Raw genomic sequence first — 26,511 nt, 5'->3', positions numbered from 1 at the left:
TGTTTATTAAATAATCATTCACTTATGGTTGGTTCCAAAAAAGTGACATACCAACAAAATATAAAATTATTAAAAGGACAATTGCTATGAGGATAACCAGAGAAAAAGTTTTCCATGATTTTTTCATCAATAGACCTCCTTTATGAAGAATTTTAACATCTATCTAAAATTCGAACAAAATAGTTATTTTATAGAAAAAGGAGACTGATAGAGAAATATAATTTTAATATTTTTATTTCATAAGTTTTACAGGTATGTGGGTATTATATGAAAAGATGCAATGGCCATAATTAAACATCTTCATTATGTCCGATTGATTTGTCTGTTCATATAATAAAACTAATTGTATAAAAAACAAATAAAAGATTAGAGGGATATATATGCAACAAAATAAAAAGGCTAAATCCCGTCTGCATGAACTTCAGAGGCAATGTAGGATTGCTTTTCCTGTTCCTGGTCCTCAAGGACCGTCCGGACCTCAAGGGCTGCCCGGACCTCAAGGGTTGCCTGGGCCTCAAGGAATGACCGGACCTCAAGGGCCACCCGGACCTTCAATTCCAAGTCCAATACCAGCAACAAATTTAATGTACTTTACTTTTTCTGACGGACAGAAACTGGTTTATACAAATAGTGATGGTAAACCTTTACTTGGAACAACTCAAATATTACCACCAGGTGAAGTCTCGTATATGAATTTATTTATTAATGGTATGATTCAACCGCAAACTGAATATCAAGTTACAGCTGGACAATTGACTTTATTAGGTCCGGAGCCTCCTTTTGAAGGAGTACCAATTGTTTTACAGTTTATCATTATTAATTAGTGTGTAGGTGGCTAAAAAAGGCAGGGTGACTTGTCACCCTGCAAAAAAGTTAACTATGTTACAACAAACTCAATGATGAGTGGAGTAGCTCCATCAAGCACAGCACCACCAACAATGGTGATTGCAGTAGTGGTAACTCCTGTTACAGTATCTGCAGTTTGTAGCACACCGTTAATATATAAGCTTAAATACGCATATGAAGCTGGAAATGTCGTGACAGCACCTGCATCATTTGTAAAATCAGTATTAGCAAAAGTTAAATCTGCCCCAGCCACAGTCCCTGCTCCTGCTGTACTGACAAACCTTCTACCAGCTATAAAGGGTTTAACAATAGGCATTTATGTTCACCTCTTTTTAAGAATTAACTCGGACAAGTTTTTAGAAAGCTTGGCCCTGTATTTTATACTATGTTGTGTTTCTTTGAAAAGAAACGGCTTGTACACTAGTATAAAAACGCTATTTTAGTAGGAGAAAGGGGAGTGAAAAATAGTGTCGGTCCTGTGGGTTCAGTCGGCCCTGTAGGTCCAGTAATGCCGGTGGGTCCTGTAATACCCGTTGAACCAGTAGGTCCAGTGTTCCCGGTAGGACCGGTTTCACCAGTTGGTCCAGTGAATCCAGTAGGTCCGGTGTTCCCGGTAGCTCCAGTAGCTCCAGTAGCACCCGTTGAACCAGTGGGACCAGTAGGAATTGAAAGGGTTGCACTGGTGGGAACGTCGGTCCAATCGATCCTTAAAAAGAACTGTATATTAGTGCTCTTCGGACCAAGTTTTTTATGGTAACAGTTATTGGTATTATGTGTAAGAATTAACGTGTGCCCTGAAAATAATGATTATTTATTCACATGTAAATTCACAATTAGAGCACAATCGCATCAATACGCTCACAGTTAACTACAGTGATATCTCCGTTTTCATCTATAAATGTAGCAAGGGATGATTTATTATGGAAACCTACAAATATAGAAGCTGTTAATATTGTGCCGTTAACTAAAAGTTGTTTTATTTTCTTTCCTAAGTAAAATGTTTCTAAAAGGTAGCAAATATCTTTGGAACTCTCTTTTGGGGGTGGGATAAAAGAAGATTGATTATTTGGAAGAGATGTTAGATTAGGACTAAATACTTTGGGAGTAATAGCATAGTTTATGAAAACTGACATTTTTCCGGCTCCTCTATTTTAAAATTTATAGTGAAATATACTTATGGAATTATGAAATAGGGCTTTTTTCAAAGCCCTATGTTTACTTTAATCAGCTTCAATTCTAAGCGCTTGAATATCACGACAGTCCAAAACAATTACAGAGCCAGGTTCTGTTGTGTTATCTACAAATGTTACACAAAAATTATCTGGATTAAAGTTAGTAAAAATAAGATCCTCTAGTGTTGTTCCTGTAAGGAAAACATCTACTTCTGTACCTAACTGTAATCTTTCTAATTGTTCGCAAACACATTTTGTATGCTCACCCATAAAAAAAAACCTCCTTTCCTTGGTTTACTATTAATATATGTATAAATTAAATAGAACGATTGGATTAATAAACTAGTACTAGTAACTATTTTGCAAGTTTATATTTTTATAAAATAATCCTTTTATAAGTAAGTAGAATGGACGGAGGGGAACCGTATCGTATGAATCAATCTTCTAGGCATGTAAATGAAAAGGAAATACGGCCTTTCGTGATAGAAGAATTACGAGATTATCGTGTGCTGAAAGTGAAATTTAAAAACCTTCAAGAACGGACGGAATTTGGAGTGGAATTGATGTTTCCAGAACTTAGAAAAAGTACACAGGATGAAATAAGGTACAGACAGTTAAAAAGGGCGTTTGAAGAAGCGCTTGATGAAGATGAGCAAAGGGTGCTGGAAGCGAAATATATGAGCGGTAAAGAGTTGAATAATGATTATTTGGCAACAACTTTAGGCATGAAAGAAGGAAAGTTTTATCGAAAAAGGAAGTCAGGAATTATCAATTTTGCAAGAGCATTAAACATGATATAAAAATGAAAATGGAAGTTTTGGGGTACCATTCAGGGCAGTGTTTTGGGCAGTGAATTGGATACCTTTTTACATTCAAATCAGCGATACGATATCCCTACAGTTACTTGTTCTTTGAAAAGAGCAAGTAACTGTAGGGATAACGTATCTATGCGCTCATAAATAAATGATCATAGCCCCTTTATCAAAACGTTACCGAAGAACGGGCATGGGCGGTAAGAATCCGCATGAAGGACGAAAAGACCAATTGAATTTATATATTCAGCCACGGTGCGTGAGTGTCGTGGCTTTTGTGTTTCTTATTGAGCTTAGTATTTTATATTATGTTCTGGTTAGGTTGTTTTGTAGGATATGTTGTAGGTTCATTTATTACTTGTGGGGTACTGTACTTTTGTTTTAGGGCAGAGGAAAACAAAAAAGCAGAATTACATAAAAGAAATTTAGAGGAATCGGTAAAGAAGGAAATGGAGCAGTTATCAAGATTAAGAGCTAGTAGTGATGATTAAACGAATAACAACGTTGCCGTGATCTGGTGGGCGTCTTTTTGTTGTTAAGGAAAGATAAGGGGTGAAATAGATTTGAAGCTTAAAAATTAGATAATAATATTATTACTTTAAAATACAAAAAATAGACTAGTAAACAAGCTGTTTTTGTTTTTTAGCATAGAATATGATGAATCCTAGAGTTAAGAGGAGGTAATTATATTTATGGGATGTAATTGTAATTTCAGACATTGCCGAGATTGTAATAGATTTTGGGATGATTTAATGTTCTGCAGACGCAGACATAGAGATTGTGATGACCGTCGTTGTAGACGTGACCATGACTGTGATTGTGATGAGTGTCGTCGCAGACGTAATCATGATCATGACCGTGATCATGATGATCGTCGGGATTGGTAAAGTCTTTTGAAAGAGTGCATTTCTTCATAGCACTCTTTTTTTGTTTATGTATTTTCTAAATTAATACTTATTAAATACAAAGAATGTAGTAGCAATTCGATTTAAAATCTAACAAAACAAACGAACACAACGAACAGAAAAAGAAAGCAAGAATCAAATGATTCCTGCTAGGTGGAGAGTTGTAGCTAACATTCCGATAGCGCTAATAAATCCTGGTGAAATGTAAAGGTCTGATTTAAATCCGTTTGGTAGTTTAATTTTTAGTTTCATGTTCCGTCTCCTTTTGAATTCCGTATTTTTTTGCCTTACACAGGTATATACAAACTCAAGAGGAGTTCTCCACAAAAACTGAACAAAAACAGATGGATTTTTTAAAAATAAGATTCTTTTCACAAAAAACATGAAACTATTCAAAAGTAGCTATATTTATTTTGTATAATAAATCTAAGGCGATTTGAAAGGGGATGCTATTGTGAGAAAAATAGATGAGTCAAAAAGACCGTTTTTTGAAACTCATGGAGAAAAGGGAACAACTTACTTTGTACATGGTTATGGGATAGAACAAAAGGTATACTTTGGAGAATTTAACTCATTAAAAGAAGCAAGGCAGTTTATTTACCGTTACGTTCATAGGAATCCTGAATGGTTCAATGGAAATGGTGATGTGAATGAATACAATAATAAACAGTCAAGACCGGACGCAGATGATGCATGGCATGAAAATGTGTTTAAAAACGAATATCCAAAGCAATATAAAGATCTTGAAGGTTGGAACAAATAAAAGTAGCGAATCCGCTGCTTTTTATTTTATTGAGCGATTAGCGTGAGGTGGTAGATATCAATAATCAACAATTCCAAAATCAAATAGCAGTGGCCAAAAGAGACTTAGAAATGACCGATGAGCAATTATCCCGTCATTTGAAGGTCTCTTTTTCGTATTACATGAAAATAGTGAAAGGTAAGGTGATTTTACCGGTGATTAAGCGTAAAGCATTTCTTGCACGTATTGATGGATTGTATAAAAGGTGTGGGATGAAATAGCAATACGTACCTACACCTACTATTTAAGAGGGGGTGTGGTGGTGTGACGTGAGTAAACAAAAACACGAATTAGCTGAACAGGATTATATGAAGAAAATGAAATATAAAGACATTGCTGAAAAATATGGCGTTAGTCTGAATACAGTAAAGTCGTGGAAAAAGAAACATGGATGGAACCGAGAAGGTGTGCACCCGAACAAAGAAAAAGGGTGCACACAAAAAGAGGAACCGAAGAAAAAAGGTGCACCCTACAAAAATGCAAATGCTGCAGGTAATCGTGGTAATACAAATCCTAAATGGGGTAACAAGAATGCAGTTGGTCATGGTCCGCCAAAAGGGAATGACAATGCTGTTACTCATGGATTCTTCCGTAAACACTTCCCAGAAGATGTAGCTGACTTAGCTGCTGAGATCATGGAGAAGAAACCGATTGATATGTTATGGGAAAACGTAACGATTCAGTATACAGCTATTATTAGAGCACAAAGGTTAATGTTTGTAGTAAATCAGGAAGATATGACAAAAGAATTGAAGAAGACAAAAGAAAGCTATTCTGATTCGGGAAGTTCATCTGAAGAAGAATGGGAAATTCAATTCGCTTGGGACAAACACGCTACCTTCTTAAACGCTCAATCAAGAGCAATGAGTACGTTATCTTCTCTTATTAGAGACTTTGATAAGTTAGCTAATATAGATGATGAAAGACGAATGAAGTTAGAGCAGATGAAGTTAGGTATTGAGAAGACGAAAGCAGAAGTTGAAAAATTAAGTGGTAATGAACATGATGGTCCAATCGAAATTGTGGTTTCTAGAAAGAGTGAGCGATCATGATTGAGAAACAAATAAACGAACGATTTGAAGAGTACATCTTTAATTGGGATCATAAAGACTATTTTGTTTTCGGTGGATACGGTTCTTCAAAAAGCTATCATACTGCGTTTAAGATATTCTTGAAATTACTTGAAGAAAAGAGAAAGTGCCTTGTAATGTTTCGTGATGAAGAAGGGATACTTCATGCAGTCGAGGTAGATCGTTCGCAGAAAATGAAAGTGAATGAAGAGAAGTTAAAAAAGTATGAAGAGCTTACGCAGATTTATAAACAGAAGCATAATGGGAAAATGCCGGTGATTCATTTCTTTACAGTTACAAAATACAGAGAAAAGAAACTGGAAGAGTTAGCAGCAAAATATGCTGTGTTTGTGAAGGGATATGTGATAGAAGAAGTATAAAAAGTGCTAACATGTTCTAAAACGAACTTGCTAACACTTGAAGTACGAGTGCTTATAGAAATACCTAGTACACAACAGCAAAGGTAAAACATACTATGTAACAGCAAGCGAAGCCTATGTATATGTGAAATGATTTTTAAAACCGTCTCCTTTTAGGGGACGGTTTCTTTTATCAATGAATATACTATATTAAGAAATTTAAGAGGTGATAATAATTGGATTATTTAATCGAATTAAATCAGTGGGGCATAAAAGAAGGGTTACCTACTAAACCCTATGTAGATGCAGATTATATACAAGCTGATAAGAATATCCAGGGGATAAACAATGTGCTACAATTTGCAGCATCTAATAATTACTCTGAAGTTATTCTTCCAAAAGGCAATTACGCTCTATGTTATCCACGTGAGATTGTTATGGTTTCCAATTTAGATTTTAATTTAAATGGATCAACATTAAAAGTTATATACGATTCTAATAAGAAATCGCCATTTGACAATAGAACAACTACTGATTATTACAACTTCAAAGGGAATAGTATCGTATTTAGTAAAGTCACCAATTCTAATTTATTTGGTGGAACTATAATTGGATGTAGGGACGACAGAAGTTTCTCTAATCCTTTAGAAGTGGCAATGGAGAATACGTATGGTATTCTCTTTCAAAAAAGTTCAAATTATTGTTCTGTGAAAAATTGTAAGGTTCGCGATTATATGGGCGATAATATTTCATTTAGCTCAAACTCGATATTTGACTATGGAGAATTTGATCAAGGTCTTACTTTGAGTGCCTTAGATTACAACACTGGACAACCTATTACCTCTACGAATACACTCACAACAAAGATGTTAAATATACCTCAAGATTTAACACCAAAGATTACTTCCTTTCTTATAGCTGGAGCAGGATACGCTAGAACAACAAATTTAAATAGTAAAGACTTGGATATCTTCTTTTACGATAATAACAACAATTTCATAGGGGTTATGAAGAAAAGAAGAATCTATACAGATATTTCAATCCCAGTTAACGCAATGAAATTTAGACTTCAATTTTATAATGAAAACAATGTAAATAAGAATCTGCAATATACAATTATGTTTGGTGGTATCCCTCACCATAACACTGTTGAAAAATGCGAGGTTTTTAATGGGCATAGGGGTGGTATCACTTTAGGGGGGAATTACAACGAAGTTATAAATAATAAAATCCGCGATAATGGAAAAGGATTGGTTAGGTTTTTGGATGGAAAACCTATTTTCAACAATCCAACTCGTTATTCAATAAACATGGAAGATTCATACGGAGCAAGCTGTACCATAAAAGATAACGAAATTTACGGCAGTTATCACGGTATTTTAGTTGGTTGCTATGATGTCTTAATAGAACATAATCACATTTACAATATAGATTACCTAGCGATTAATCTTTATTCTTTAATGCATGCAACTATTAAGGATAATTACTTATACAACTGTCAAAATAATATTGGACTCATGACTTCTAATTTTAGTACGGCGTTTGTGAATATAATAGACAACAGTTTCACAGGTGGTAATATGAATTTAACTAATGATTCGTATAGGGTTTCTTTATCTAACAATCAATACGTAAACCCTGATTTCGTTGCATTGGGAGATAATTGCACATTTGATAATAATTATATTATTTTTACAGAAAATCCGACTACCACACCATGGATAAAAGCAAACAAAATAAGCAAATGTACCTTTAAATCGGTTTTAACACAAAGAGAGATGACGTTTAAAGTTAAAGAATATGATAGCTGTAGATTCGAAAATTTACGAGTCAGATCAGAAAACCCTAATACTCAAACTGTAGACGTTTGTGAGTTCACAAGGTCAGAACTTCTTAATTGCGAGTTGAGAAATCATTTGTTTAGTGGGCGTCCAATGAATATTAGAGTTACTAAATCAAAACTTATAGATACAACTTGCGAAGTTGGTATTACAAATGTGGATAATCAAGTACCATACACTTCACTGGAAGACTGTGCTATCTCCATTAATACGAAAAATAATTTATTCTTATCTGATACAAATCGTCCATATACAACTTATATAGTAGAGAAATGCAATGTTACTATTAATAATCCAGCATTCGCTGCTCTCTTAGCTTCAGGAGCAGCAGCGGGGGTAAACGAGTTAATTTTAAAAGACAATGGATTTGTTTATACAGGAACAGCACCATTGAATTTAAAATATTACACAAATAAAAATCATATTCGTAACTTCATCAATTCGAATAACACCTTTACAAATATCAATTTACCTGCTGCGAATTAAAGCTGGCTCTTTCGAGTCAGCCCTTTTTTATTCTACATCCACAAATTCATTAAGTTTAAATTCTGTATTCAATCCAAATGCATCGGTGTAGTATACCGTTAATATTCTTATACATATTTGCAGTTATAATGCATGACTTTACATAGATGACAAACATACATTTTCGTGATACTTCATCTCGACAGGATAAAGATGTGGCCGTAACTGTAGATGGAGATTTGGGATTTACTATTGATGCAAAAATAATGGTAAGTGGTTCGCCGCAATATAAGGTTCATAATAGCCGCGGTAAAACATACTTTATTAATGCAAGTTCGATATATGTAGTTGTGAATTAAGAAAACTGTCTCTATAACAAACAAAAATCCCTAATACTCGATTTAATAGAGCATTAGGGATTTTTGTTGTTTGATAGAAGGAAGGAAGGTCTTCTAATCAAACATTTCAATTTTCTTGGTTATGACATTACGAATACAAAAGTTAAATAAAAACATCACCATATAAAGATACTACATTACACAAGATAAATGTTATGCAATTTTGCATAATCGTAGTTTGATATTATTTTCCTATGAAAATCATTCTTCAACGAAATGTTTTTTTAGAAAAAAACTGACTATAATCAGTCAGCTATCCCCACAAACTCATCAACTTCAAACTCTATATTCAATCCAAATGCATCGGTGTAGTATACCGTTAATATTCTTATACATATTTGCAGTTATAATGCATGACTTTACATAGATGACAAACATACATTTTCGTGATACTCCATCTATATTCATAAATTTAAGAGTAATCCTGTTATAAAAATCGTCGGTACATATTATAGTGTTATTCAATGGGTGTATATCAGTTACAGTCATATAGTTAGTAAGTAGATGACCGTCCTCAAAAAATGATAGTAAGCGATAAGAAATTAAAATGTTATAAAGAGTTCACGTAATTTTATAAACAGAAATATAATGGAAAAATGCCGGTGATTCATTTCTTTACGGTAACGAAATACAGAGAAAAGAAATTGGAAGAGTTAGCAGCAAAATATGATATATATGTGAAGGTCTATGTGATTCCGAGTATATAAGAGCGAAATAAAAAAATAACAGTCCTTCTGTGGGGACATATATCGTTGCAACGCAAGCGTCAAATCTTATTGTTTCGTTTTTGGTGATTATTTTTCTTAAGTTAATGTACATGAGAACTCGTCAACCAAATGACATAAAACACACGGATTTACCTTCTAATAGATGTATTAACTTTGGGAATGTGATGTTTCGTTGGCTACCATTATTTCCTTAATCTCTCAATTTTAAATATTACAATATGTTCCTTATATCTTTATATTTCGGTAAAAAACATGGTAGTATTATTGTTACACATCACAACTAGGAGGACATCTATGAAAAAGAAAGTAATTATTGCTATTGTAATGATAATTGGCGTCATAGGATCCATTTTTGTTTACAAAGAGTACAAGGCAATTACAGAGTTCGAGGCATTCAATAAACAATTAGATAAGGAATATAACCCATTGGTTTTGGATATGATTGATTATTTTGATGTCGTCAGCAAACACCCATTGGATTTAGCTGACTGGTACATTTCGGAATCTGGACATACGGATAAATTAAATTACGAAGATAAATTAAGAGCGCTAAGAGAAGAAATTATAAACACCGATGTCCATTACAAAGACGCATCAGATCTTAAAAGAAATGCTTTAAATACAATAAGCTTGTTAGAAGATTGCTTAAATACCTTAGATACTCTTTATTCAGATGATAATATGATGTATAAAATATTAACTAAAGATATGGAAAAAGTAACAAAATCCTTAAGCGAAAGAAATGAAATTTTAAGCAGATATGATATGGTTAAATAAACATATAAACTAAAAAAGGGATGCTCATGTCATCTCTTTTTAGTTTATATGCTATTTTTAAATTTTGAGGAGTGTTATGAAATGAACCATCAATAAGGTGCAACTAGATAGAGCGTAAGTTCAGTATAATCCTTTTGGGAGTATGCACAGCTTTTATCAGATTGGCTCCCATATTTAACCTTTCCAGTTGCTTATCGTATTCACATTGCATAGTGATTTCTTCCACGCGATTAGCTTCATTAGCTATCATTTCAAAGCGGTTTCCTTTTTTTCGTAAACAGAAAAAAGGAAATTGTCAAAGTCTGCGTTAGGAGATTGCCAGTCACTGGTACAGAAGTGGCTATTGGACTAGCGTTTACAAGTGAAGATTGTAACGTTCCTGTTGTAGCACCCGGTCGTTTGTTAGTAAATGGCATAGGATTTGCAGGAATACCAGTTACGTTCACAATAGAAGGTGCAGCAACTGTTTCACCAACTACGGTGTTTACAGAAGAAGGCGGATTTTTTAGTACGAATGTTACTGCTACCGGACCTGGAAATATAACTCTTATAGCGTCTGGTACGGTAAATGGATTTCCTTTCTTTGGAGAAACGACTACAACTTCACCTTGTCTATGATTAAGTGAAATTCCCATAAGGGGTAGGACTTCATTACTATCAATCTAAAAAATAACCCACCTCAAAACGAAAAAGCTAACTTCTTATCTTTTTTCAGATAAGAAGTTAGCTTTTTGTTTATGACTGATAAGGAAGCGACTATTATAAGTTGTTTCTTTAATTGATGATTTTCGTCATAATGGCAGTACGAGTGATGTGTAAAAGAAGAGATACAATGAAGTTTTTTAGTAGAAGAAATATAAAAAAGTGCTAACAAGTTTGCAAACGAACTTGCTAACACTTATAAGGAATAGACATAAAATATCGCTGATATGTCATCTTCAATAATAGCCATAATCAGTAAGAACACACTAATACGAGATACTCATAAAATCATTCTTAATATCAAGAAGATAATCCTAATACACAATACTCATGAAATTATTCGTGATATTAGTTATATTATTATTTAGCATCTAACTTTTCTTTTACTTTTGAAGGTAAATCATCTTTTTGAATTTCCTCATAGGATTTAACTTCCGTAGATGATACCTCTGTTTTGTTTTCATCATCTTGGCTAACATAAAGACATAAAAATGCATTTTCATTTAATTTCTTATCTTTTGATGATTTTTTACTTCTAAATGTAACCTTTTTTTTCACTCCATTTTCATCATAAGCAGGTAAGGTGTAATTACGTAAGGTGTGACCTTCAACTTCTTCAACTTTACCTTCTCCTTTTATTTGTACATAATATACATCTTTTCCAATCCTATTTAGAGAAGCTCTCTCACATCCAATAGCTAAACTAGAAAAAAGTATAAATACCGCAAAGATAGTTGAAATTCTTTTCATGCCATTCTCTCCTTTTTATGCTCCTTCAGAGAGTATACAGCTGTTTTAATAATAGAAAAATCGAATTAGATTACAAAAAGCTTACGGTTTTGTAATCTTACATGAAATGAAAGCATTCAGGATGCAATCACATACTCATCACGTTAAGATTTTGAAATATCCCCCAAAAAAAATTTTATATCTTTACGGTTATTTATGGACATTCAGCATATTTTCTCATTTTGGGGAAGAATGTGCTTCTTAACTTGATAGCGGTGGGGTAGTACCAACAAAACACGAATTTTACAGCCTAAGAAAAATTTGAAAAATAAAAAAATCTGCAAGTTAAGGAAGCGACTATTATAATTTGTTTCTTTAATTGATGATTTTCGTCATAATGGCAGTGTGAGTGATGTGTAAAAGAAGAAATACAATGAAGGTTTTTAGTAGAAGAAAAATAAAAAAAGTGTTAACAAGTTTGCAAACCAAATTGCAAACAAAACTGCAAACTAAACGAATGCTTCCAAGTAATGGTAAGAGGTAAATGGTCGCTGATATGCCCTCTAAACCCTTATGATATAACGTTTTTTAATCTTGTATACTCATGCATAAAACGTACTACTTCACCCGCACACAATCCGGGCACCACGTTGTAAAGAACTTAATAACTACTGGCTCCTCGCTTGCGATGATGTCTTTGAATTTTTTTTCAGACTTGATTTCTCTCATGTTTTTGACTCCTCTCAATGTTACACGGATAAGCTAGTATTTTTATGCAAAATCCGTAATTGCAAACATTAGTGCTTTTGAAATAGATTGTTTGCAAAATCTTCGACTGCTTTTTCTTGAAGTCCTGGTACAACATGTGAGTAGGTGTCCAGTGTGATGCCTACTCTTTTATGTCCTAATCGTTCACTTACAATCTTCGGGTGAATACCTTGTTTCAACATTAATGTTGCATGAGTATGCCTTAGATCGTGGAACCGAATATCAGGAACCTCACTTTTCTTTATAAGCTTTTTCCAGAGCTGTGTCAAACTTCTGAAATTGTAAGGTTACTATTATAAGTAGGGTAAATCAAATTGTATTCATGATAGCCATCGCTATAACGTTCTTTTCCTGAGATATTTTTATGAGTGAATGGAACAACAAGCAGGAAATTCAAAGAATGATGTAGAGGGTGCATGTATGAATTTGGAGGAATCGTTAAAAGAAATTATTCTTTAAAACAATACCCACCTTACTTTGTTTGAGAGAAACAAGAAGGTGAGCTTCAATTAAACGAAACAGATGGGATTTGTGAAAATTGCACCCAAATTATGCATGAGCTAGGTAATGAAATTCATAACTAGTACCTGTTATATCTTGTTCCATATATAACAAAATTGATTAGCTTCTGATTCAAGTGCTATTAAATGCTCATTATTAATAGAGTTATTCGTATACATTTTGTTCTTTTGGATGTTAAGGACTGTATAATTCACATCGTTATGTTCATTTGAAAATGTTGATTCATTTAATAATGTTAGTGTTGAGTTGATGTTGTATTTATCAATTCGCTCTCTTTTTCCTTTGAAAAATAGTTTGATAAGATGCGGCTCATCATTAATGAGCAAACCGAGTTCAGGTGATGAGCGGACGATTAAATCATCTGATATCCAATGTGATTTACCTGGATCGAACCAAGAGACGTCTTTGTTTTTAATAAATTTTTTGTACTGTTTTATGACATCAATGTAGTTTTGCTTTTTCTTCTGATCAACCGTTTGTACTAATGCTTCGAAACATTCAAAAGGTAGTTCATTTTGATGGAATTTAATAACAGTTTCTCGTAATTGTTTCCAGTAATCAAAAGCTGGTTGGTATTCAGGTTGAGATTTTAGATTCTTTACAAAATTTGTTTTAGCTGCACTACTTTTCAGTGTGAAGTCTAAAAATTGTGTAAGTCTCACTTTAATTTCCGCCATAGTACACCCCCTTTCCAAACATTACTAATTCGATAATAGAAGGGAAAATCCTTCCTAAAAGGGCAGCTAGCAAAAGCTAACTGCTCCACTCATGGAATATTGAGTTTTATAAAAGTCGGGATAAAATATCTTTGATTAATCCTGAAGCCCCAATTAGGAGTATCGATAGAAAAACAATTGAGAATATACTTTTTTTAGGTTTTTTAAACTCTAGGTATAAGTTAATGATTGCACCAATTGCAACAACAATAAAGATAACAAGTCTTAATGTATCTGGCAGGAATAACAATCCTATAAATCACTTAATTGTATTATACAGGAGTTTTTCTGGTGGTTAGGTTGTTTGAGTAAGATTTAAGGTAATTTCAAACGGAAAATTGCATTAAAGAAGATATGTGAAATTACTGGAGTAAGCCGTACAATTCTATAGGAGAGAGCAAATGAAAAAGGGATTATGTAGAGCTCAAGTTTTTTAGGATGATAAAATGTTTAAAATGAAAATAGGGGTTTGCCTTAAACATTTCTTGCGGTCAAGAATATTTATAACAATATGAACAAAGAAATAGGTCCAATTTTTGTAATGGTGGAGGGGATTATTGTGGACATAACTCAAAGTGTGGTAAGAATAGTGGTTAATGGGAAAGACCTTCCGTTCACTTCAGCTCAAACCTCCGCATGGAATCATGGACCTGTAAATGATTTAATCGTGTCGACGAATCAGAGAGTGAATGAGCTTTATCAATTCATGTGGTCACAAGTACCGGTTACGATCTCGGTGTATTTTCTTCAAGGGGCGGACTTAATGAGGTTCGCTAGGGTTGCTGGAATTAATGAACGTGTAACGGGAGAATATATATATCATTTCATTTGGGGATAATAAGAATTAAAAGTAGCCTAACTTATAGTACTAACTGAAATAAAGAATCATAACATACTTCTTAATAACTTATATGAAAGTGAGTTGGAAATAATGTTTTATTCATATTTTGATTCTCAAGCTGGCATGCGACCAGCGTATGGTACGTCTATAACGTATAGCGGGGAACAAAGTACAGTTCAAGCTGTTCAACAAGCATTACAAATGCAACAATAAGTGCAGCAGCAAGGTATACAACCGTATTATTCATCTATGGAGTATTTTTACCCGGTGCATCATATTACACCGTATGGAAGTACTTTTCTTACCATTCCGTATGGAACTGTATACAATTTATAAATAGTAAGGAATCAAGTTGTGTATATAAATAAGGGTGCAAGTATAGAGCGCCCTTATTAGAAAAAATAATAGCTAGCCCAAACCTTATTAATCCCTCTTACATGATATATGGTAATAAGCATGAAAGGGGAACTAGTATGTCTTGCTATTACTACTGTAAGTATTGTAAGGAGTATAAAAAGAAGAATCATGATTGTTGTAAGAAGACAAGTAAGTGTTATGCGGACAAGGACAAGCTTGTTAGGGCATCTGCATTTAGAGCTAGAAATACGGTGGATCAAACGGTTCCTGCCAATACTTTTGTAAAAGTATTGTTCCAAAATGAACAATTTGATTTAGCAAATGAGTATAATCCAGTAACGTCCATTTTTATTCCGAAGACTAGAGGGGTTTATTCTATTATTGGAACGATTGGTTTCTTTCCAAACGATATAAACTTAAATTATAGAGCGCGTGTAGAAATTCGTGTGAACGGAAACGCAGCAATCGCTATAGATAATGACTTTTTTGGTCCAATAAGTTTTGGAAATATAGTAAGTGTTTCGACGATAGTCCAATTGAATGAAGGAGATCAAGTTGAAGTCTATGCACAAAGTAGTATAGATGGAGTTATAAGTCCATCAGAAGATGGTGCACATTTTGAAGCTGCAAGATTTCCTTCTCCAACTGAATAAAGCAAATCATTAAGCATTTTTCAGTAGATTTAATCAATCCTCCCTCACCAAATGGTGAGGGAGGATTATTGTTTTTCTAAAATATATAAGTGAATAGGTAAAATGTAGTTTATTAAAAAAAATGGAATTGAATAAATACACAAATCTAACAGAGGTCAGTTTAAACGAAAAAGAGCCTGATGTGACTACCAAGCTCTTTTCTCAATGGCAAGGAGCAAGTCTTTTTATTAAAATATTAAAATGAATTATCGTATTTCAATTTATCAAATGTATAAAAAATGCAAGGGTTATTGTCGAGTCCATACTGATTAGATTGCTCATAAGCAGCAGAGAGATTTATCACTCGTGAAAATAAACATGATGAACAAGTTTATATGTATAGAAGGATACGAATGATGGTTAAATAAAAAAAGAGCATACATGAAAAGTATGCTTTAAAGAAAGATAGGTTTTATGAGTGGATAATCTCCATACGATAATATATGCTCGCTTAATGAAAACGTGTAAAGAATCAATAAATTATCAATGGAATATCATGAAATGAGTAATTTAGATCTATTAATGAGGTTGTTTTCTTTCCAAATTATCGAAGTGTCTAGTTGTAAAAATCGTGAATTACATGAATCAACAATGGAATAATGATCGTACTTCGGTTTCGTATTTCTTATAATTCGGATATTGCGTGATAGTTTGACATTTAGGGGTGAGAAGTTGATTAATTATAGAAACATTTGTAATTACTTCGTTACAAGGACCGAAAAATGTAATTTTTAGTTTTGAGTTCGGTGGAACTTTGAACACGAGAGGTCTTTTTTCCATGAAATCAGCTCCTAATATTGATTATGAAATATCATTAACCTTTTGATTCAGATGAATAGGTGTATTAATATAATATGTAATTTTCGTGAAGCTGGTTATGATACTGTAAAAAGACATTGTCATTAAAGGTAATGTTTTTAAAGGAATATGTATTTTAAAAAATAATAAAGATTCCTCTTATTTATATAATAGATTGATAGCATTAGGCATAAGGGACTTACGATAAAGCGATATTTGAATATGATAATAAAAAGGAGTTGAATGGTATGGGTTTTATTGTAGATATTTCAAAATGGAGCGGAATTATTAATTGGGATATTGTAGCCTCTCAGCTAGATTTAGTTATTGCTAGAGTTCAAGATGGCTCGAATACGGTGGACTTTATGTATCAAAATTATGTGAATGAAATGAAAAAGCACAGTATTCCATTTGGTAATTATGCATTTTGCCGTTTTATATCTGTGGCTGATGCAAAGAAAGAGGCCCAAGATTTTTGGAATCGTGGCGATAAATCTGCTAAGTTTTGGGTGGCGGATGTAGAAGTTCAAACGATGGTAGATATGCAAGGTGGAACACAAGCATTTATAGATGAGTTACGTCGTTTAGGTGCGAAAAAAGTAGGGTTATATGTAGGGCATCACACGTATATATCATTTGGAGCACGTAGTATTGAAGTGGATTTTGTTTGGATTCCCCGTTATGGAGGGAATAAGCCGGCATACCCGTGTGATATTTGGCAATATACGGATTCTGGAAATGTTCCTGGTATTGGGAAATGTGATTTGAATAAATTGATAGGAAATAAATCACTTTCATGGTTTATAGGTTCGAATCAAGAAAATCAATCTATTCAATCTAACGTAGTGGATACACAGCAATCAAGTGGTATTGGTATTGCAGTTTCAAAATATCCTGATGGATATGGCATAAATTTATATGAAAATCCTATGAATCCTCAATTTACGGGTACAATCACTCGGAAAATCCCATATTTAATCGCAAACGGTTATTGGGGATGCGATGATAAAGACATGATTTGTTTAGGGAATGATAAGCAGTGGGCATATTTAAAACATTTTGATGTGAAATGGTTTTATGCATCTTCAAAATATCCCATCGGGTACGGAGTAAATTACTATGGAGAGCCTGAATGTATTAATTATAAAGGAAATATAGATGGATCAAAATCTTTCCGTGTTTGGGGAAGAGTAAAAAATGCGGTAGATATCGGACAAAATAATTGGATACTGGAAAAACATTTAATTATTAAGTAACTAATAGTAGTTAAATGTTTTTTGATGAGTACGTAAATAATCTTCTTACTAATATATAGTAAGAAGATTATTCAAATTGGAAGATAAAAACGTGGCACATAGTCGATTCAAATGAAATGAATTACATGTAGAAAACACACTGTTTTCACAATAACAGTGTATAGTTACTTTTACATATTGATAAAAGTGAGGTATTTGAATTGAAAAAGAAAAAGCTATTTTGGGGAACGATAATTTCATGCGTGGTGCTAGCATTATCTGCATGTGGTTCCTCAGGAAACGTAGTAACATCAAAAGTGGGAAACGTTACAGAGAAAGAATTAAGTAAAGAATTGCGCCAAAAATATGGAGAAAGTACTTTATATCAAATGATGTTAAGTAAGGCGTTGCTGGATAAATATAAAGTTTCAGATGAGGAAGCAAAAAAGAAAGTAGAAGAAGCGAAAGATAAAATGGGTGACAACTTTAAACCGACCTTAGAACAATTGGGATTGAAAAACGAAGATGAATTAAAAGAGAAAATGAAGCCAGAAATTGCATTTGAGAAAGCGATTAAAGCGACTGTTACAGAAAAAGATGTAAAAGATAACTATAAACCAGAAATGAAGGTAAGTCACATTTTAGTAAAAGATGAAAATACTGCTAAAGAGGTAAAAGAGAAAGTAAATAATGGTGAAGATTTTGCCGCTTTAGCGAAGCAATATTCAGAAGATACCGGTTCAAAGGAACAGGGCGGGGAAATACCTGGTTTTGCTCCTGGGCAAACAGTGAAAGAATTTGAGGAAGCTGCGTATAAATTAGATGCAGGACAAGTTAGTGAGCCAGTGAAAACCACTTATGGTTACCATATTATTAAAGTGACTGATAAAAAAGAATTGAAGCCTTTTGATGAAGTAAAGGGTGAAATTCGTAAAGATTTAGAACAACAAAGACTACAAGATACGACAGGTAAATGGAAACAACAAGTAGTCACTGACTTATTGAAAGATGCGGATATTAAGGTAAGTGATAAAGAATTTGAAAATACATTTAAATTTCTAGAAGAGAAATAATACGAAAAGAGGAAAAACAGAGATGGAGCTTAGTGCTAAATTTCTGTTTTTTTATGTTAAAATTCCTGAAGATTGGAATAAACATTATTCCGAAGCAAATAAAACAAAATGCAGTTGGTTTATCAAAAAAAGTTACGTAACCTAAATTAGAAAAGGGAACTCATATAGAGTTCCCTTTTTTAATTAGTGTGTGTGTTATAAATAGATAGTAAGACAATATAATATTACATTTTAATATTATGAATTACAATAGAAAATTATGGATAGAATTGAAAAAGAAAAAATAATTACTTAATAGAATGTTGATATTATAATGTTTTAGTTATTTAATTTTATTAAATATAAATTAAATATAGTAATTCTTTTGAAGTAGATAAACATTATTTTATGAAAACTACATATAATATTATTGGGGAAATACTGTGGTTATAAGAACTGAAAATCTGAGCATTCTATTATAAAGGATGTTCTTTTTACTATGAAAATTTTAGGGAAATGAATGAATAATTTTTAGACTATTTATTTACTAGATGCATAAATGAAAATGGGGGAGAATATATGAAAGTTATTTAGGCTGTAATGTAAAAGTGCTACTAACGGATCCAGATTCTAATAATCTAATTGTTTTTGGCCCGTGTTTTTCAGATGAAAGTATGCTAGAAGTTGTACAAGAATTTTAGTTCCAAACAAATTATACTTATGAGGTTTCATCCGGGCGGGGAATTGAATTGGTTGAGTGGCAAAGCTTAAAGGAGAAGAAAGAAGCTAAAGAAAAGCTTTTAACTTTATGCTCGATTATGGAAGGGTATTTGAATTATTTAGTTGTTGGGTTGGTGATGAAGAGCAAGAGCGAGTAGGAGAATTAAATTTAAAAATAAATCATTTTAATATAAATGACATATGTATTCCGGAAAGAACATTAGTCAGGATAGAAAAATAAACTTGATAATATATATTTTTAGAAAAAGCGACTTCACTCTGTGTGAAGTCGCTTTTTGAGTTGTTATAAGTATTTAATTTTACTTGAAAAATGAGAGGCTTGTTTGATAAAGGAACAATAAAATATGGATATAAAAAATCAATGATTAAAATTATTTGTTGTGGAAAAATATAAGAATAACTCTTCTCAAAAGAACAAAAGTTCGTGTATAATTAAATCGAACTTATGTTCTTTTTGGTAGGAACATTATTTATAGTCTAGAAATAAATACGAATTTAGTAATTATTAAAAATAACAAAGAAACAGTATGTGCTAAATAAAATGGATAAATGATTAAGGAGATAAAGAAATGAATCAAGTAAAGATACAGAAAAAAGAAAGAGAGTGGGTTCCATTTACAGTAATGTCAGAACAATTGTTAAGTATGCGAAAGATTATTGGAGAGAAATTAAAAGTGCAAAAGCCGATTTTAACAAATGAAGCAAAAGAGAGAATTTCTGATAAATTGTTAACTTCATTATTGTCTGAGAAAGAAATGTTGGTGACATATTTTGAAGATGGCTACATACTTACAAGCTATATGACAGTCGTACATATTAATCCGGTAAAGCAGATTGTAATGTGTACAGACGCTTTTTATAAAACTTATGTATTTAATAGTATGGATATCATTGAAATAACGTAAAAGAAGCTGAAATTTAAAGAATAAGAAAAAAAGAAAAATCATACAAAAAAGCAGCTAGCTTCATACTAGCTGCTTAGCCCCAGGGAAAGGGAGAAAAAGATAGGGTACTCCAAAAATCAACAATAGCTGTGTAACAGCCTGATTATAGTATAGGCAAATTTAAAATTTCTAAACAGAACGATGGAAAAATAGGGTTAGGCCGTACCTACTTGATTTTGATCTGCAAGGTCAGAATCAAACGTATTAGTCGCACTAACGCCGCTAAAAGTATTAACAACAAAACCAACATTTGATGCGCCAGATCCATTATAAGCTTTCGTATTTTCTTTCGGAGAAACGTTGTAGAAATCACCTAAGTTAAATGAACCGTTACTATTTTGTACAACTAAATTTCCTACAACTGATGGCATAGTTTTCACCTACTTTACAATTAATTGTTAACACTACTATATGGAATTATAGTCCAAATGGTTCATTTTACAAAGAGTGTGGAACGGTAAAACGTTTGAAGTATAGTTTAATCATTCAAAAGTGTGCTAAAATTAATGTAAAGTTAAGTAATTAAAAGAATAAGTTTGTATAATTAATATATATGAAAATAAAGGAGGTAAAATGTCATGAATGATGTTATAAAAAAAGTAGATTTAACAGATGCAAAATCAAGTACTCTTGTTGCGCTTATTTATAGCAATGGAGTTATATTGGTTGAAAAAGCATTTTGTCCAAATGAAATAAAATTAAAGTTTAATGAAATTGCAATTTTATCGGCGATTAAAACAGCGCATATTACGAAAGTATCCATAAGGAAAGAACTCGAAGCGATTTTTCATGATACTGGTGTTTTATTGGTGAAGCAAAATGCTGATTATGGTAGCAGTTAATCTATTACCATGCATTTTGAACAATTTAAAAAGTTGCAAAATGAAATTGAGAATTTAAATAAGAGTATTTGTCCCAGCGATGGTAGTCAGGAAAGAAGGAATTATTATTAATATGAGTTCTAGCTAGGGAAGAGAAGATGAGCTTGCAACATACTGCGCCTCGAAGTTTGTAATTGAAGGTAAGGTATTACGAAATCTATGGCGCTGGAATTACCCCATGACATGGCTGTAGTTGCTTTAGATCCTAGAGGGAGTATTAGTACCCCAATTTTGAATTCATGTGCACCACAATATGTAAATGAATCACCTATACCTGAAATGTGGTCACATAAAGCAATTCGATATATTAAATAGATAACAATGGAGAAATATTGAAAAACGATTCGTCAAAAAAAGTACCTTAACGGTGCTTTTTTTATATTAATAGCACATAATATAATGCACAAAATTACATATAAAAAATAAAATAAGAGATTAGGGTAACATTTGTTTATTACGAAAGTACTAAAAAATTTCTATATAGGTGATAAAAATGAATCCAAGCAAATTAAAAGTTACAGGAGCATGGTTTCAAGTAGGTGGAAATCTTACAGCGGCAATTGGAACGACTAGAGGATTTAATGGAGAAGAAAAAGTTGAATCGGATCTTGTTATTGTAGGAAGCTCATTACAAGCCCTCGGGTATATATTACAAATTGTGGCAAGTAATTATAGCGAAGATGAAGGGAATAGAGAAAATCAAAATATATGTTTAGACAATCAAAGTAAGTTACTTGATAAAATGGGGATTGAATTATTAGCATTAGGAAATATATCAAATGTAATAGGAACGTATTTTAATATAAACGAACAACTGAAAGAGAATGATTATCTTATAATTGTTGGGAACAGTTTACAATCGATTGGTGCCTTTTTAGGAGTAGAAGCAGCATTGATAGAGAGAAAGGCCATACAAAGAATTATTATTTTAGGCAATTCTATGCAAAGTTTCGGAGCCGGACTTCAAGCGTATCAAGGAATTATTAATTTATCGGAAGATGAAGTTGAAAATGAAGACAGTATTATGGATAAGAAGAATAAGAGGGTAATAGCACTCATCGGTATTTGGATACAAGCAATAGGAACTGTTATTTCTGCAATTGGACTAACTATAATAGAGGAAGAAGAGAGAGTAGAAAAAAATAAAGGTATTAAAATAAAATTTAAAGGCAGTATGTAAAATTGACGTAGTAGGTTTTTTTTCCTATGAATAGAATATATAACAGTAGAAAAGTTTTTATTGTGTAATTGAAATGTATGAAATACCAAAATAATAGGGTTGGTTAGCGTACGAAAAGAAGAGAAGAGAGGTAAAAATATAAAACAAGGAGTTTTCAAGAGATGATGTATTTATTAGCAATTTTTCTTCCACCTGTAGCGGTATTATTTTGCGGAAAACCATTTCAAGCAATAATAAATTTCATATTAACATTAATATTTTGGGTGCCAGGAGTTATACATGCAATTCTTGTTGTCCATGAAAAAAAAGCTGATCGGCGTTTGAAAAAACAAATTCAAGCGTATGATGAAATTAATAAGAAAAATAGAAGATAACTGTAGCGTGAAAAAAGAAAGGGGGATTATCCTCCTTTCTTTTTTATATAGCGCTTAAGTTTAAATTTTGGTGTAGCGGTAAGAATTTTTAATATAAGTAGTATGATAATAACTTTTAGAGTGTGCGTTTAATAAACCAGTGTAAATGCTTTCTGGCACGTTAAAGAAATCATACATACCATTCTTTAGTTGAATTCTTAAAATCATAGCAAAAGGATTATAGCCAACAGCAACTAAATTTTTTGAGGTAACGGGAGCGAGCTTCATCATTACGCAACTCCTTACTTTTCATTTTAGATGGTTTCTTGTAAATAAGGGGATTGTAGTGTTGAAATCCTCATAATTAAAGAGGTATTATATTTATATGCAATATATCAAATGTTCTTTATACGTAATTATAAGGAAGTTCACACGAAGTACATATCATTGTGCTATTTTTATTTCACCTTTGGTTTATAAATAAGAAAATATTGACCATTTGAAAAAAAGGTATATTATTTATACGAGGTATTAAAAATTCACTTCTTACATTCTATGCTTTAAGGGGCAGCAATATTAGAAAAATAGAAGTGAAAATAGCTTGTATAAGAAGTATTCTGAAATTTATAATCTGTGAATTGGGAAAATATTGAATGCTCCAGGTCAATACACTTTCTTGACTAAATGTATTTATGAAAGTGACCTCAATATTTTCAAGTAAATCAACGGGAGAATTGAAAGGCAGGAGAAAGTAACATGTCAGAAAATTATCGTTCTCGAGAGGAGCGACGACAAGTTAAAAAGAAAAAACAGCCAGCTTCTAAAAAAACAAAACCAAAAGGTAAAACATCGTTTTTCCGTAAATTTTTAATCAGTTGTTTACTACTTGGTATTGTAGGTTTAGTGGCAGGGGTTGCTACCTTTTTCGTAATGATTAAGGATGCACCAAAACTTGAGAAAGCAAAACTTGTTAATCCGTTATCCTCAAAAATTTATGATAAAGACGGCAATTTGGTATATGAATATGGGAAAGAAAAAAGGACGAATGTTACGTATGATCAAATCCCTAAATTAGTAGAAGAAGCATTTTTAGCGACAGAAGATGCACGTTTTTACGAGCATAGTGGAGTTGATTTTAAGGGTACTGCACGTGCGGTTTTAGTTAGCCTTAAAGGAGATTATGGCTCCCAAGGTGGAAGTACGATAACGCAGCAAGTTATTAAAAACTACTTCTTATCGATGGAAAAAACGTCAAAGCGTAAGGTTCAGGAAATATATTTAGCGTATAAGCTAGAACAACAGTATTCAAAACATGAAATATTAGAGATGTATTTAAATAAAATTAATTTAGGTAACCGGTCATATGGAATCGCAACAGCAGCACAAAACTACTATGGTAAAGAATTGAAAGAGTTAACATTACCAGAAGTTGCAATGCTAGCAGGGTTACCGAAAGCACCAAATAACTATGATCCAACGAAACCAGAAAATGTTCAAAGAGCAACAGAAAGAAGAAATACTGTACTAGGATTAATGAATCGACATGGCTACATTACAAAACAAGAAATGGAAGAAGCTTCGAAAGTTCCAGTAACAGATGGACTTAAGCCAGCAACAGAACTTCAAGCAATGCCATATCCTGCATTTATGGATGCCGTTGTGAAAGAAGTAGAAAAAGAATTACCGGATGCTAACATTGGTTCTGACGGTTTAGAAATTTATACAACACTGGATCAGGATGCACAAAAATTAGCTGATAATATTTTAAATACAAATATTATTGATTATCCAAATGATAAATTCCAAGGTGCTTTCACATTTATGGATACGAAAACAGGAGAAGTTCGTGCTATAGGTAGCGGACGCGGTGAAAATAAAGCAGTATTTAAAGGGCATAATATGGCAATCGAATTAGATCGTGCAGCTGGTTCGACAATGAAGCCAATCTTTGATTACGCCCCTGCTATTGAATACTTAAAATGGGCTACTTATCATCAAATTGATGATTCTCCATTTAAATATTCAACTGGACAAGAAGTTCGAAATGCAGACAGAAGTCATTTAGGTCCAATTACGATGCGTGAAGCATTAAAGATGTCACGTAATGTTCCGGCAGTTAAAACTGCAAAAGAAGTCGGAATTAGTAAATCGAAAGACTTCTCTGAGAAACTAGGTATTACATTTAATACAGCCCCGACTGAATCAACAGCGATTGGTACAAATGAAGTATCACCAACTGAAATAGCGGGTGCTTATGCGGCATTTGGTAATAATGGTAAGTATACGAAGCCGCATTTTGTGAAGAAAGTAGTTTATCCAGACGGCAAATCACAAAGTTTTGGGCCAAAACCAAAACAAGTAATGGCGGATTCTACAGCATATATGATTACTGATATGCTTCGTTCTGTCGTTACATCAGGTACTGGTACAGCAGCAAATATAGCTTCATTAGATATCGCTGGTAAAACAGGTACAACAAATTATGATTCAAAACAATTAGCGCAATATAAAATTCCAGAAAGTGCAACTCGTGATAGTTGGTTTGCAGGTTATACGCCGCAATATACGATGGCAGTATGGACTGGATATATGAAAGATGGTAAAGACGAGTATATTAGTAGTAAAAATACGAAAATTGCACAGTTGATATTTAAAGAAATGATGAGCGAGATGGCTACAGATAAATCACGCTTTAAAATGCCAAGTAGTGTTGTTCAAGAAGGTAGTGAATTGCGTATAAAAGGTGAAAAACGTGATTCTTCGCCAAATAGGAGCGTGCCTGATACAACTGAAAAACCGCAGCAAAATCAACAGCAAAAAACTGAAGAAGAGAAAAAGCAAGAAGACTTAAAGAAACAGGAAGAACTTAAGAAACAAGAAGAACAAAAGAAACAAGAAGAGCTTAATAAGCACGAAGAACAAAAGAAACAGGAAGAATTAAAGAAACAAGAAGAACAAAAGAAACAAAATGAACAAAATAACGGAAATACAACACCGCCGAACAACGGAGGAGACCAAGGAAATACAACGCCGCCGAATAATGGTGGAGGTGGAGGAAATACAACGCCGCCAAATAATGGTGGAGATCAAGGGAATACAACCCCAACTCCACCAGCGACAACCCCACCGAATAATGGCGGGAATGCAGGAGAGGTTCCTGTCAATAATGGACAATAAATAAATGCATTTAAAAAGCACCAAAGGTACCGGGAAAAACGGTTTCTTTGGTGCTTTTTGTATTATAAAGAGTAATATTATTTTTAAATGTTAAAAGTACCATAGAAATTTTGAAAATAAATTGACGGAAAATGATAAAAAACTTGAGTCGGGGGTAGTGGCGCATAACTTGGAGGATAAAAGGTAGTACTACTTGGATGCATGCCATGATGCCAAAATGAGGGGGTGCCTTGACCAGGTAATTGGTATTGTTGCCAAGTTGCCGGAAGTTCAATGCCAACATCAGAACTAGCTGTATGGACGGCGGGAACGTGTATGGAAGGAACGGATGGGACCGCAATAGTTATTCTTCGTGATACCCACATGAAACGATCACTCCTAATTTTAATGATGAAATAGTATATTCTTTTAGCGTGTATAAAGGTACATGTTTAGGGTTTTTACTGAAACATAGGTACAAAGTCGTAGGACTATTTATGTTGAAAAGATACGTCTATTTGCGGAAGGAAAAGGGATAGAGAAACTGTGAAATTTATGATTTAGTTGTAAGTGATCATGAGGAAACGGAAGAAATTCAATTTAATTATGTAAAATAATAACTTTATTAAAAATAAATAAATTTTATATAAGAATTATATTTAGGGGATA

At 33.0% G+C, this 26,511-nt stretch carries 28 protein-coding genes and 11 pseudogenes; 26 read left to right on the top strand and 13 right to left on the bottom strand.

The window, feature by feature from the left end; all coding sequences use genetic code 11:
• Positions 1-521 precede the first annotated feature (521 nt).
• Entirely contained in the window at positions 522-824 is a 303-nt protein-coding gene (locus tag MR065_RS21750; protein ID WP_242215033.1) for a DUF4183 domain-containing protein, read from the top strand.
• A 53-nt stretch (positions 825-877) separates the two neighbouring features.
• Here the strand turns inward: MR065_RS21750 and MR065_RS21745 are convergent, their stop codons facing one another.
• The 4 genes and pseudogenes from MR065_RS21745 to MR065_RS21725 form a co-directional block, all read right to left on the bottom strand.
• Positions 878-1,162, bottom strand: a complete 285-nt coding sequence (locus tag MR065_RS21745) for a DUF4183 domain-containing protein (protein WP_242215032.1) — start codon at positions 1,160-1,162, stop codon at positions 878-880.
• A gap of 125 nt (positions 1,163-1,287) precedes the next feature.
• A pseudogene (locus MR065_RS21740) lies at positions 1,288-1,547 on the bottom strand (exosporium leader peptide-containing protein); the annotation flags it as partial.
• A gap of 132 nt (positions 1,548-1,679) precedes the next feature.
• The gene (locus tag MR065_RS21730) at positions 1,680-1,979 is read right to left on the bottom strand and encodes a hypothetical protein (RefSeq protein WP_242215031.1); all 300 of its coding nucleotides are present in this window, start codon (positions 1,977-1,979) and stop codon (positions 1,680-1,682) included.
• Between the two features lie 87 nt (positions 1,980-2,066).
• Positions 2,067-2,288 carry a penicillin-binding protein gene (locus tag MR065_RS21725; protein ID WP_242215030.1) on the bottom strand — a complete coding sequence of 74 codons (222 nt, stop codon included), beginning with the start codon at positions 2,286-2,288 and terminating at the stop codon, positions 2,067-2,069.
• A gap of 161 nt (positions 2,289-2,449) precedes the next feature.
• Here MR065_RS21725 and MR065_RS21720 point away from each other — a divergent pair, with 161 nt between their 5' ends.
• The 10 genes and pseudogenes from MR065_RS21720 to MR065_RS21670 form a co-directional block, all read left to right on the top strand.
• A complete protein-coding gene (locus MR065_RS21720; protein ID WP_242215029.1) occupies positions 2,450-2,818 on the top strand; it encodes an ArpU family phage packaging/lysis transcriptional regulator in 369 nt (122 codons plus the stop codon).
• Positions 2,819-3,138: 320 nt separating this feature from the next.
• Positions 3,139-3,321 (top strand): hypothetical protein, encoded by a 183-nt coding sequence (locus tag MR065_RS21715; protein WP_242215041.1) that lies wholly within the window; start codon positions 3,139-3,141, stop codon positions 3,319-3,321.
• Positions 3,322-3,522: 201 nt separating this feature from the next.
• On the top strand, positions 3,523-3,717 hold the full coding sequence (locus MR065_RS21710; protein ID WP_242215028.1) for a hypothetical protein: 195 nt from the start codon (positions 3,523-3,525) through the stop codon (positions 3,715-3,717).
• Between the two features lie 472 nt (positions 3,718-4,189).
• Positions 4,190-4,498 (top strand): hypothetical protein, encoded by a 309-nt coding sequence (locus MR065_RS21705; RefSeq protein ID WP_242215027.1) that lies wholly within the window; start codon positions 4,190-4,192, stop codon positions 4,496-4,498.
• A gap of 110 nt (positions 4,499-4,608) precedes the next feature.
• On the top strand, positions 4,609-4,758 hold the full coding sequence (locus tag MR065_RS21700) for a hypothetical protein (protein WP_242215026.1): 150 nt from the start codon (positions 4,609-4,611) through the stop codon (positions 4,756-4,758).
• Positions 4,759-4,845: 87 nt separating this feature from the next.
• Complete coding sequence (gene terS / locus MR065_RS21695) at positions 4,846-5,589, top strand: phage terminase small subunit (RefSeq protein ID WP_242215040.1); 744 nt, start codon at positions 4,846-4,848, stop codon at positions 5,587-5,589.
• Positions 5,586-5,987, top strand: a complete 402-nt coding sequence (locus MR065_RS21685) for a phage terminase large subunit (protein WP_277927503.1) — start codon at positions 5,586-5,588, stop codon at positions 5,985-5,987. The genes terS and MR065_RS21685 overlap by 4 nt, the downstream gene beginning before the upstream one ends.
• Positions 5,988-6,045: 58 nt before the next feature.
• A pseudogene (locus MR065_RS21680) lies at positions 6,046-6,120 on the top strand (N-acetylmuramoyl-L-alanine amidase); the annotation flags it as partial.
• An 82-nt stretch (positions 6,121-6,202) separates the two neighbouring features.
• Entirely contained in the window at positions 6,203-8,293 is a 2,091-nt protein-coding gene (locus MR065_RS21675; protein WP_242215025.1) for a right-handed parallel beta-helix repeat-containing protein, read from the top strand.
• 152 nt (positions 8,294-8,445) lie between these two features.
• Positions 8,446-8,631, top strand: a pseudogene (locus tag MR065_RS21670) (N-acetylmuramoyl-L-alanine amidase); the annotation flags it as partial.
• 438 nt (positions 8,632-9,069) lie between these two features.
• On the opposite strand, the pseudogene MR065_RS21665 reads toward MR065_RS21670, so the two are convergent.
• Positions 9,070-9,201, bottom strand: a pseudogene (locus tag MR065_RS21665) (YolD-like family protein); the annotation flags it as partial.
• On the opposite strand from MR065_RS21665, the pseudogene MR065_RS21660 reads away from it, so the two are divergent.
• The 3 genes and pseudogenes from MR065_RS21660 to MR065_RS21650 all read left to right on the top strand — a co-directional run.
• Positions 9,177-9,377 (top strand): annotated as a pseudogene (locus MR065_RS21660) (replication-relaxation family protein); the annotation flags it as partial. The pseudogenes MR065_RS21665 and MR065_RS21660 overlap by 25 nt on opposite strands.
• A gap of 315 nt (positions 9,378-9,692) precedes the next feature.
• Positions 9,693-10,175: a hypothetical protein gene (locus MR065_RS21655; protein ID WP_242215024.1), complete on the top strand. Its 483-nt coding sequence runs from the start codon at positions 9,693-9,695 to the stop codon at positions 10,173-10,175.
• A 315-nt stretch (positions 10,176-10,490) separates the two neighbouring features.
• Positions 10,491-10,793: a hypothetical protein gene (locus tag MR065_RS21650; protein ID WP_242215023.1), complete on the top strand. Its 303-nt coding sequence runs from the start codon at positions 10,491-10,493 to the stop codon at positions 10,791-10,793.
• Positions 10,794-11,237: 444 nt separating this feature from the next.
• Here MR065_RS21650 and MR065_RS21645 read toward each other — a convergent pair whose 3' ends face one another.
• The 4 genes and pseudogenes from MR065_RS21645 to MR065_RS21630 all read right to left on the bottom strand — a co-directional run bounded on the left by MR065_RS21645 (position 11,238) and on the right by MR065_RS21630 (position 13,573).
• A complete protein-coding gene (locus tag MR065_RS21645; RefSeq protein WP_242215022.1) occupies positions 11,238-11,627 on the bottom strand; it encodes a YxeA family protein in 390 nt (129 codons plus the stop codon).
• 603 nt (positions 11,628-12,230) lie between these two features.
• Positions 12,231-12,335: pseudogene (locus MR065_RS21640) on the bottom strand (thioredoxin domain-containing protein); the annotation flags it as partial.
• A 68-nt stretch (positions 12,336-12,403) separates the two neighbouring features.
• Positions 12,404-12,732: pseudogene (locus MR065_RS21635) on the bottom strand (tyrosine-type recombinase/integrase).
• A gap of 232 nt (positions 12,733-12,964) precedes the next feature.
• A complete protein-coding gene (locus MR065_RS21630; protein ID WP_242215021.1) occupies positions 12,965-13,573 on the bottom strand; it encodes a hypothetical protein in 609 nt (202 codons plus the stop codon).
• 580 nt (positions 13,574-14,153) lie between these two features.
• Here MR065_RS21630 and MR065_RS21625 point away from each other — a divergent pair.
• From MR065_RS21625 to MR065_RS21615, 3 genes and pseudogenes are all read left to right on the top strand, one after another.
• Complete coding sequence (locus tag MR065_RS21625) at positions 14,154-14,450, top strand: hypothetical protein (protein WP_242215039.1); 297 nt, start codon at positions 14,154-14,156, stop codon at positions 14,448-14,450.
• 93 nt (positions 14,451-14,543) lie between these two features.
• Positions 14,544-14,789, top strand: a pseudogene (locus tag MR065_RS21620) (DUF3947 family protein).
• A 137-nt stretch (positions 14,790-14,926) separates the two neighbouring features.
• Positions 14,927-15,463, top strand: a complete 537-nt coding sequence (locus MR065_RS21615; RefSeq protein ID WP_242215020.1) for a complement C1q domain-containing protein — start codon at positions 14,927-14,929, stop codon at positions 15,461-15,463.
• A 624-nt stretch (positions 15,464-16,087) separates the two neighbouring features.
• Here MR065_RS21615 and MR065_RS21610 read toward each other — a convergent pair.
• On the bottom strand, positions 16,088-16,282 hold the full coding sequence (locus MR065_RS21610; RefSeq protein WP_242215019.1) for a hypothetical protein: 195 nt from the start codon (positions 16,280-16,282) through the stop codon (positions 16,088-16,090).
• A 266-nt stretch (positions 16,283-16,548) separates the two neighbouring features.
• Between MR065_RS21610 and MR065_RS21605 the strand changes: the two genes are divergently transcribed.
• The 4 genes and pseudogenes from MR065_RS21605 (at position 16,549) to MR065_RS21590 (ending at position 20,233) form a co-directional block, all read left to right on the top strand.
• The gene (locus MR065_RS21605; RefSeq protein WP_242215018.1) at positions 16,549-17,556 is read left to right on the top strand and encodes a glycoside hydrolase family 25 protein; all 1,008 of its coding nucleotides are present in this window, start codon (positions 16,549-16,551) and stop codon (positions 17,554-17,556) included.
• Positions 17,557-17,756: 200 nt separating this feature from the next.
• Positions 17,757-18,608 (top strand): peptidylprolyl isomerase PrsA, encoded by an 852-nt coding sequence (locus MR065_RS21600; RefSeq protein WP_242215017.1) that lies wholly within the window; start codon positions 17,757-17,759, stop codon positions 18,606-18,608.
• 554 nt (positions 18,609-19,162) lie between these two features.
• Positions 19,163-19,548 (top strand): annotated as a pseudogene (locus tag MR065_RS21595) (hypothetical protein).
• A gap of 349 nt (positions 19,549-19,897) precedes the next feature.
• A complete protein-coding gene (locus MR065_RS21590; RefSeq protein WP_097905363.1) occupies positions 19,898-20,233 on the top strand; it encodes a YolD-like family protein in 336 nt (111 codons plus the stop codon).
• A gap of 194 nt (positions 20,234-20,427) precedes the next feature.
• Here the strand turns inward: MR065_RS21590 and gerPF are convergent, their stop codons facing one another.
• Entirely contained in the window at positions 20,428-20,643 is a 216-nt protein-coding gene (gene gerPF / locus MR065_RS21585; protein ID WP_001141569.1) for a spore germination protein GerPF, read from the bottom strand.
• Between the two features lie 207 nt (positions 20,644-20,850).
• On the opposite strand from gerPF, the pseudogene MR065_RS21580 reads away from it, so the two are divergent.
• The 4 genes and pseudogenes from MR065_RS21580 to MR065_RS21565 all read left to right on the top strand — a co-directional run bounded on the left by MR065_RS21580 (position 20,851) and on the right by MR065_RS21565 (position 22,707).
• Positions 20,851-21,225: pseudogene (locus tag MR065_RS21580) on the top strand (hypothetical protein).
• Positions 21,173-21,468: pseudogene (locus tag MR065_RS21575) on the top strand (SDR family NAD(P)-dependent oxidoreductase); the annotation flags it as partial. The pseudogenes MR065_RS21580 and MR065_RS21575, both read left to right, overlap by 53 nt.
• Before the next feature lie 178 nt (positions 21,469-21,646).
• Positions 21,647-22,333 carry a DUF6944 family repetitive protein gene (locus MR065_RS21570; RefSeq protein ID WP_242215016.1) on the top strand — a complete coding sequence of 229 codons (687 nt, stop codon included), beginning with the start codon at positions 21,647-21,649 and terminating at the stop codon, positions 22,331-22,333.
• Positions 22,334-22,494: 161 nt separating this feature from the next.
• Positions 22,495-22,707 (top strand): YqaE/Pmp3 family membrane protein, encoded by a 213-nt coding sequence (locus MR065_RS21565; protein ID WP_097905360.1) that lies wholly within the window; start codon positions 22,495-22,497, stop codon positions 22,705-22,707.
• A 60-nt stretch (positions 22,708-22,767) separates the two neighbouring features.
• Here MR065_RS21565 and MR065_RS21560 read toward each other — a convergent pair whose 3' ends face one another.
• Positions 22,768-22,977: a KTSC domain-containing protein gene (locus MR065_RS21560; protein WP_141436484.1), complete on the bottom strand. Its 210-nt coding sequence runs from the start codon at positions 22,975-22,977 to the stop codon at positions 22,768-22,770.
• A gap of 465 nt (positions 22,978-23,442) precedes the next feature.
• On the opposite strand from MR065_RS21560, the gene MR065_RS21555 reads away from it, so the two are divergent.
• Positions 23,443-25,863: a transglycosylase domain-containing protein gene (locus MR065_RS21555; RefSeq protein WP_242215015.1), complete on the top strand. Its 2,421-nt coding sequence runs from the start codon at positions 23,443-23,445 to the stop codon at positions 25,861-25,863.
• An 83-nt stretch (positions 25,864-25,946) separates the two neighbouring features.
• Here MR065_RS21555 and MR065_RS21550 read toward each other — a convergent pair whose 3' ends face one another.
• A complete protein-coding gene (locus MR065_RS21550; RefSeq protein WP_242215014.1) occupies positions 25,947-26,228 on the bottom strand; it encodes a hypothetical protein in 282 nt (93 codons plus the stop codon).
• Positions 26,229-26,511: the final 283 nt, after the last annotated feature.

The sequence above is a fragment of the Bacillus cereus group sp. BfR-BA-01383 genome (assembly GCF_022663495.1).
In the GTDB taxonomy this organism is placed as follows: Bacteria; Bacillota; Bacilli; order Bacillales; family Bacillaceae_G; genus Bacillus_A; species Bacillus_A cereus_AU.
The sequence above is the reverse complement of the archived record's forward strand: the minus strand, read 5'-3'. Positions and strand labels throughout refer to the sequence as shown.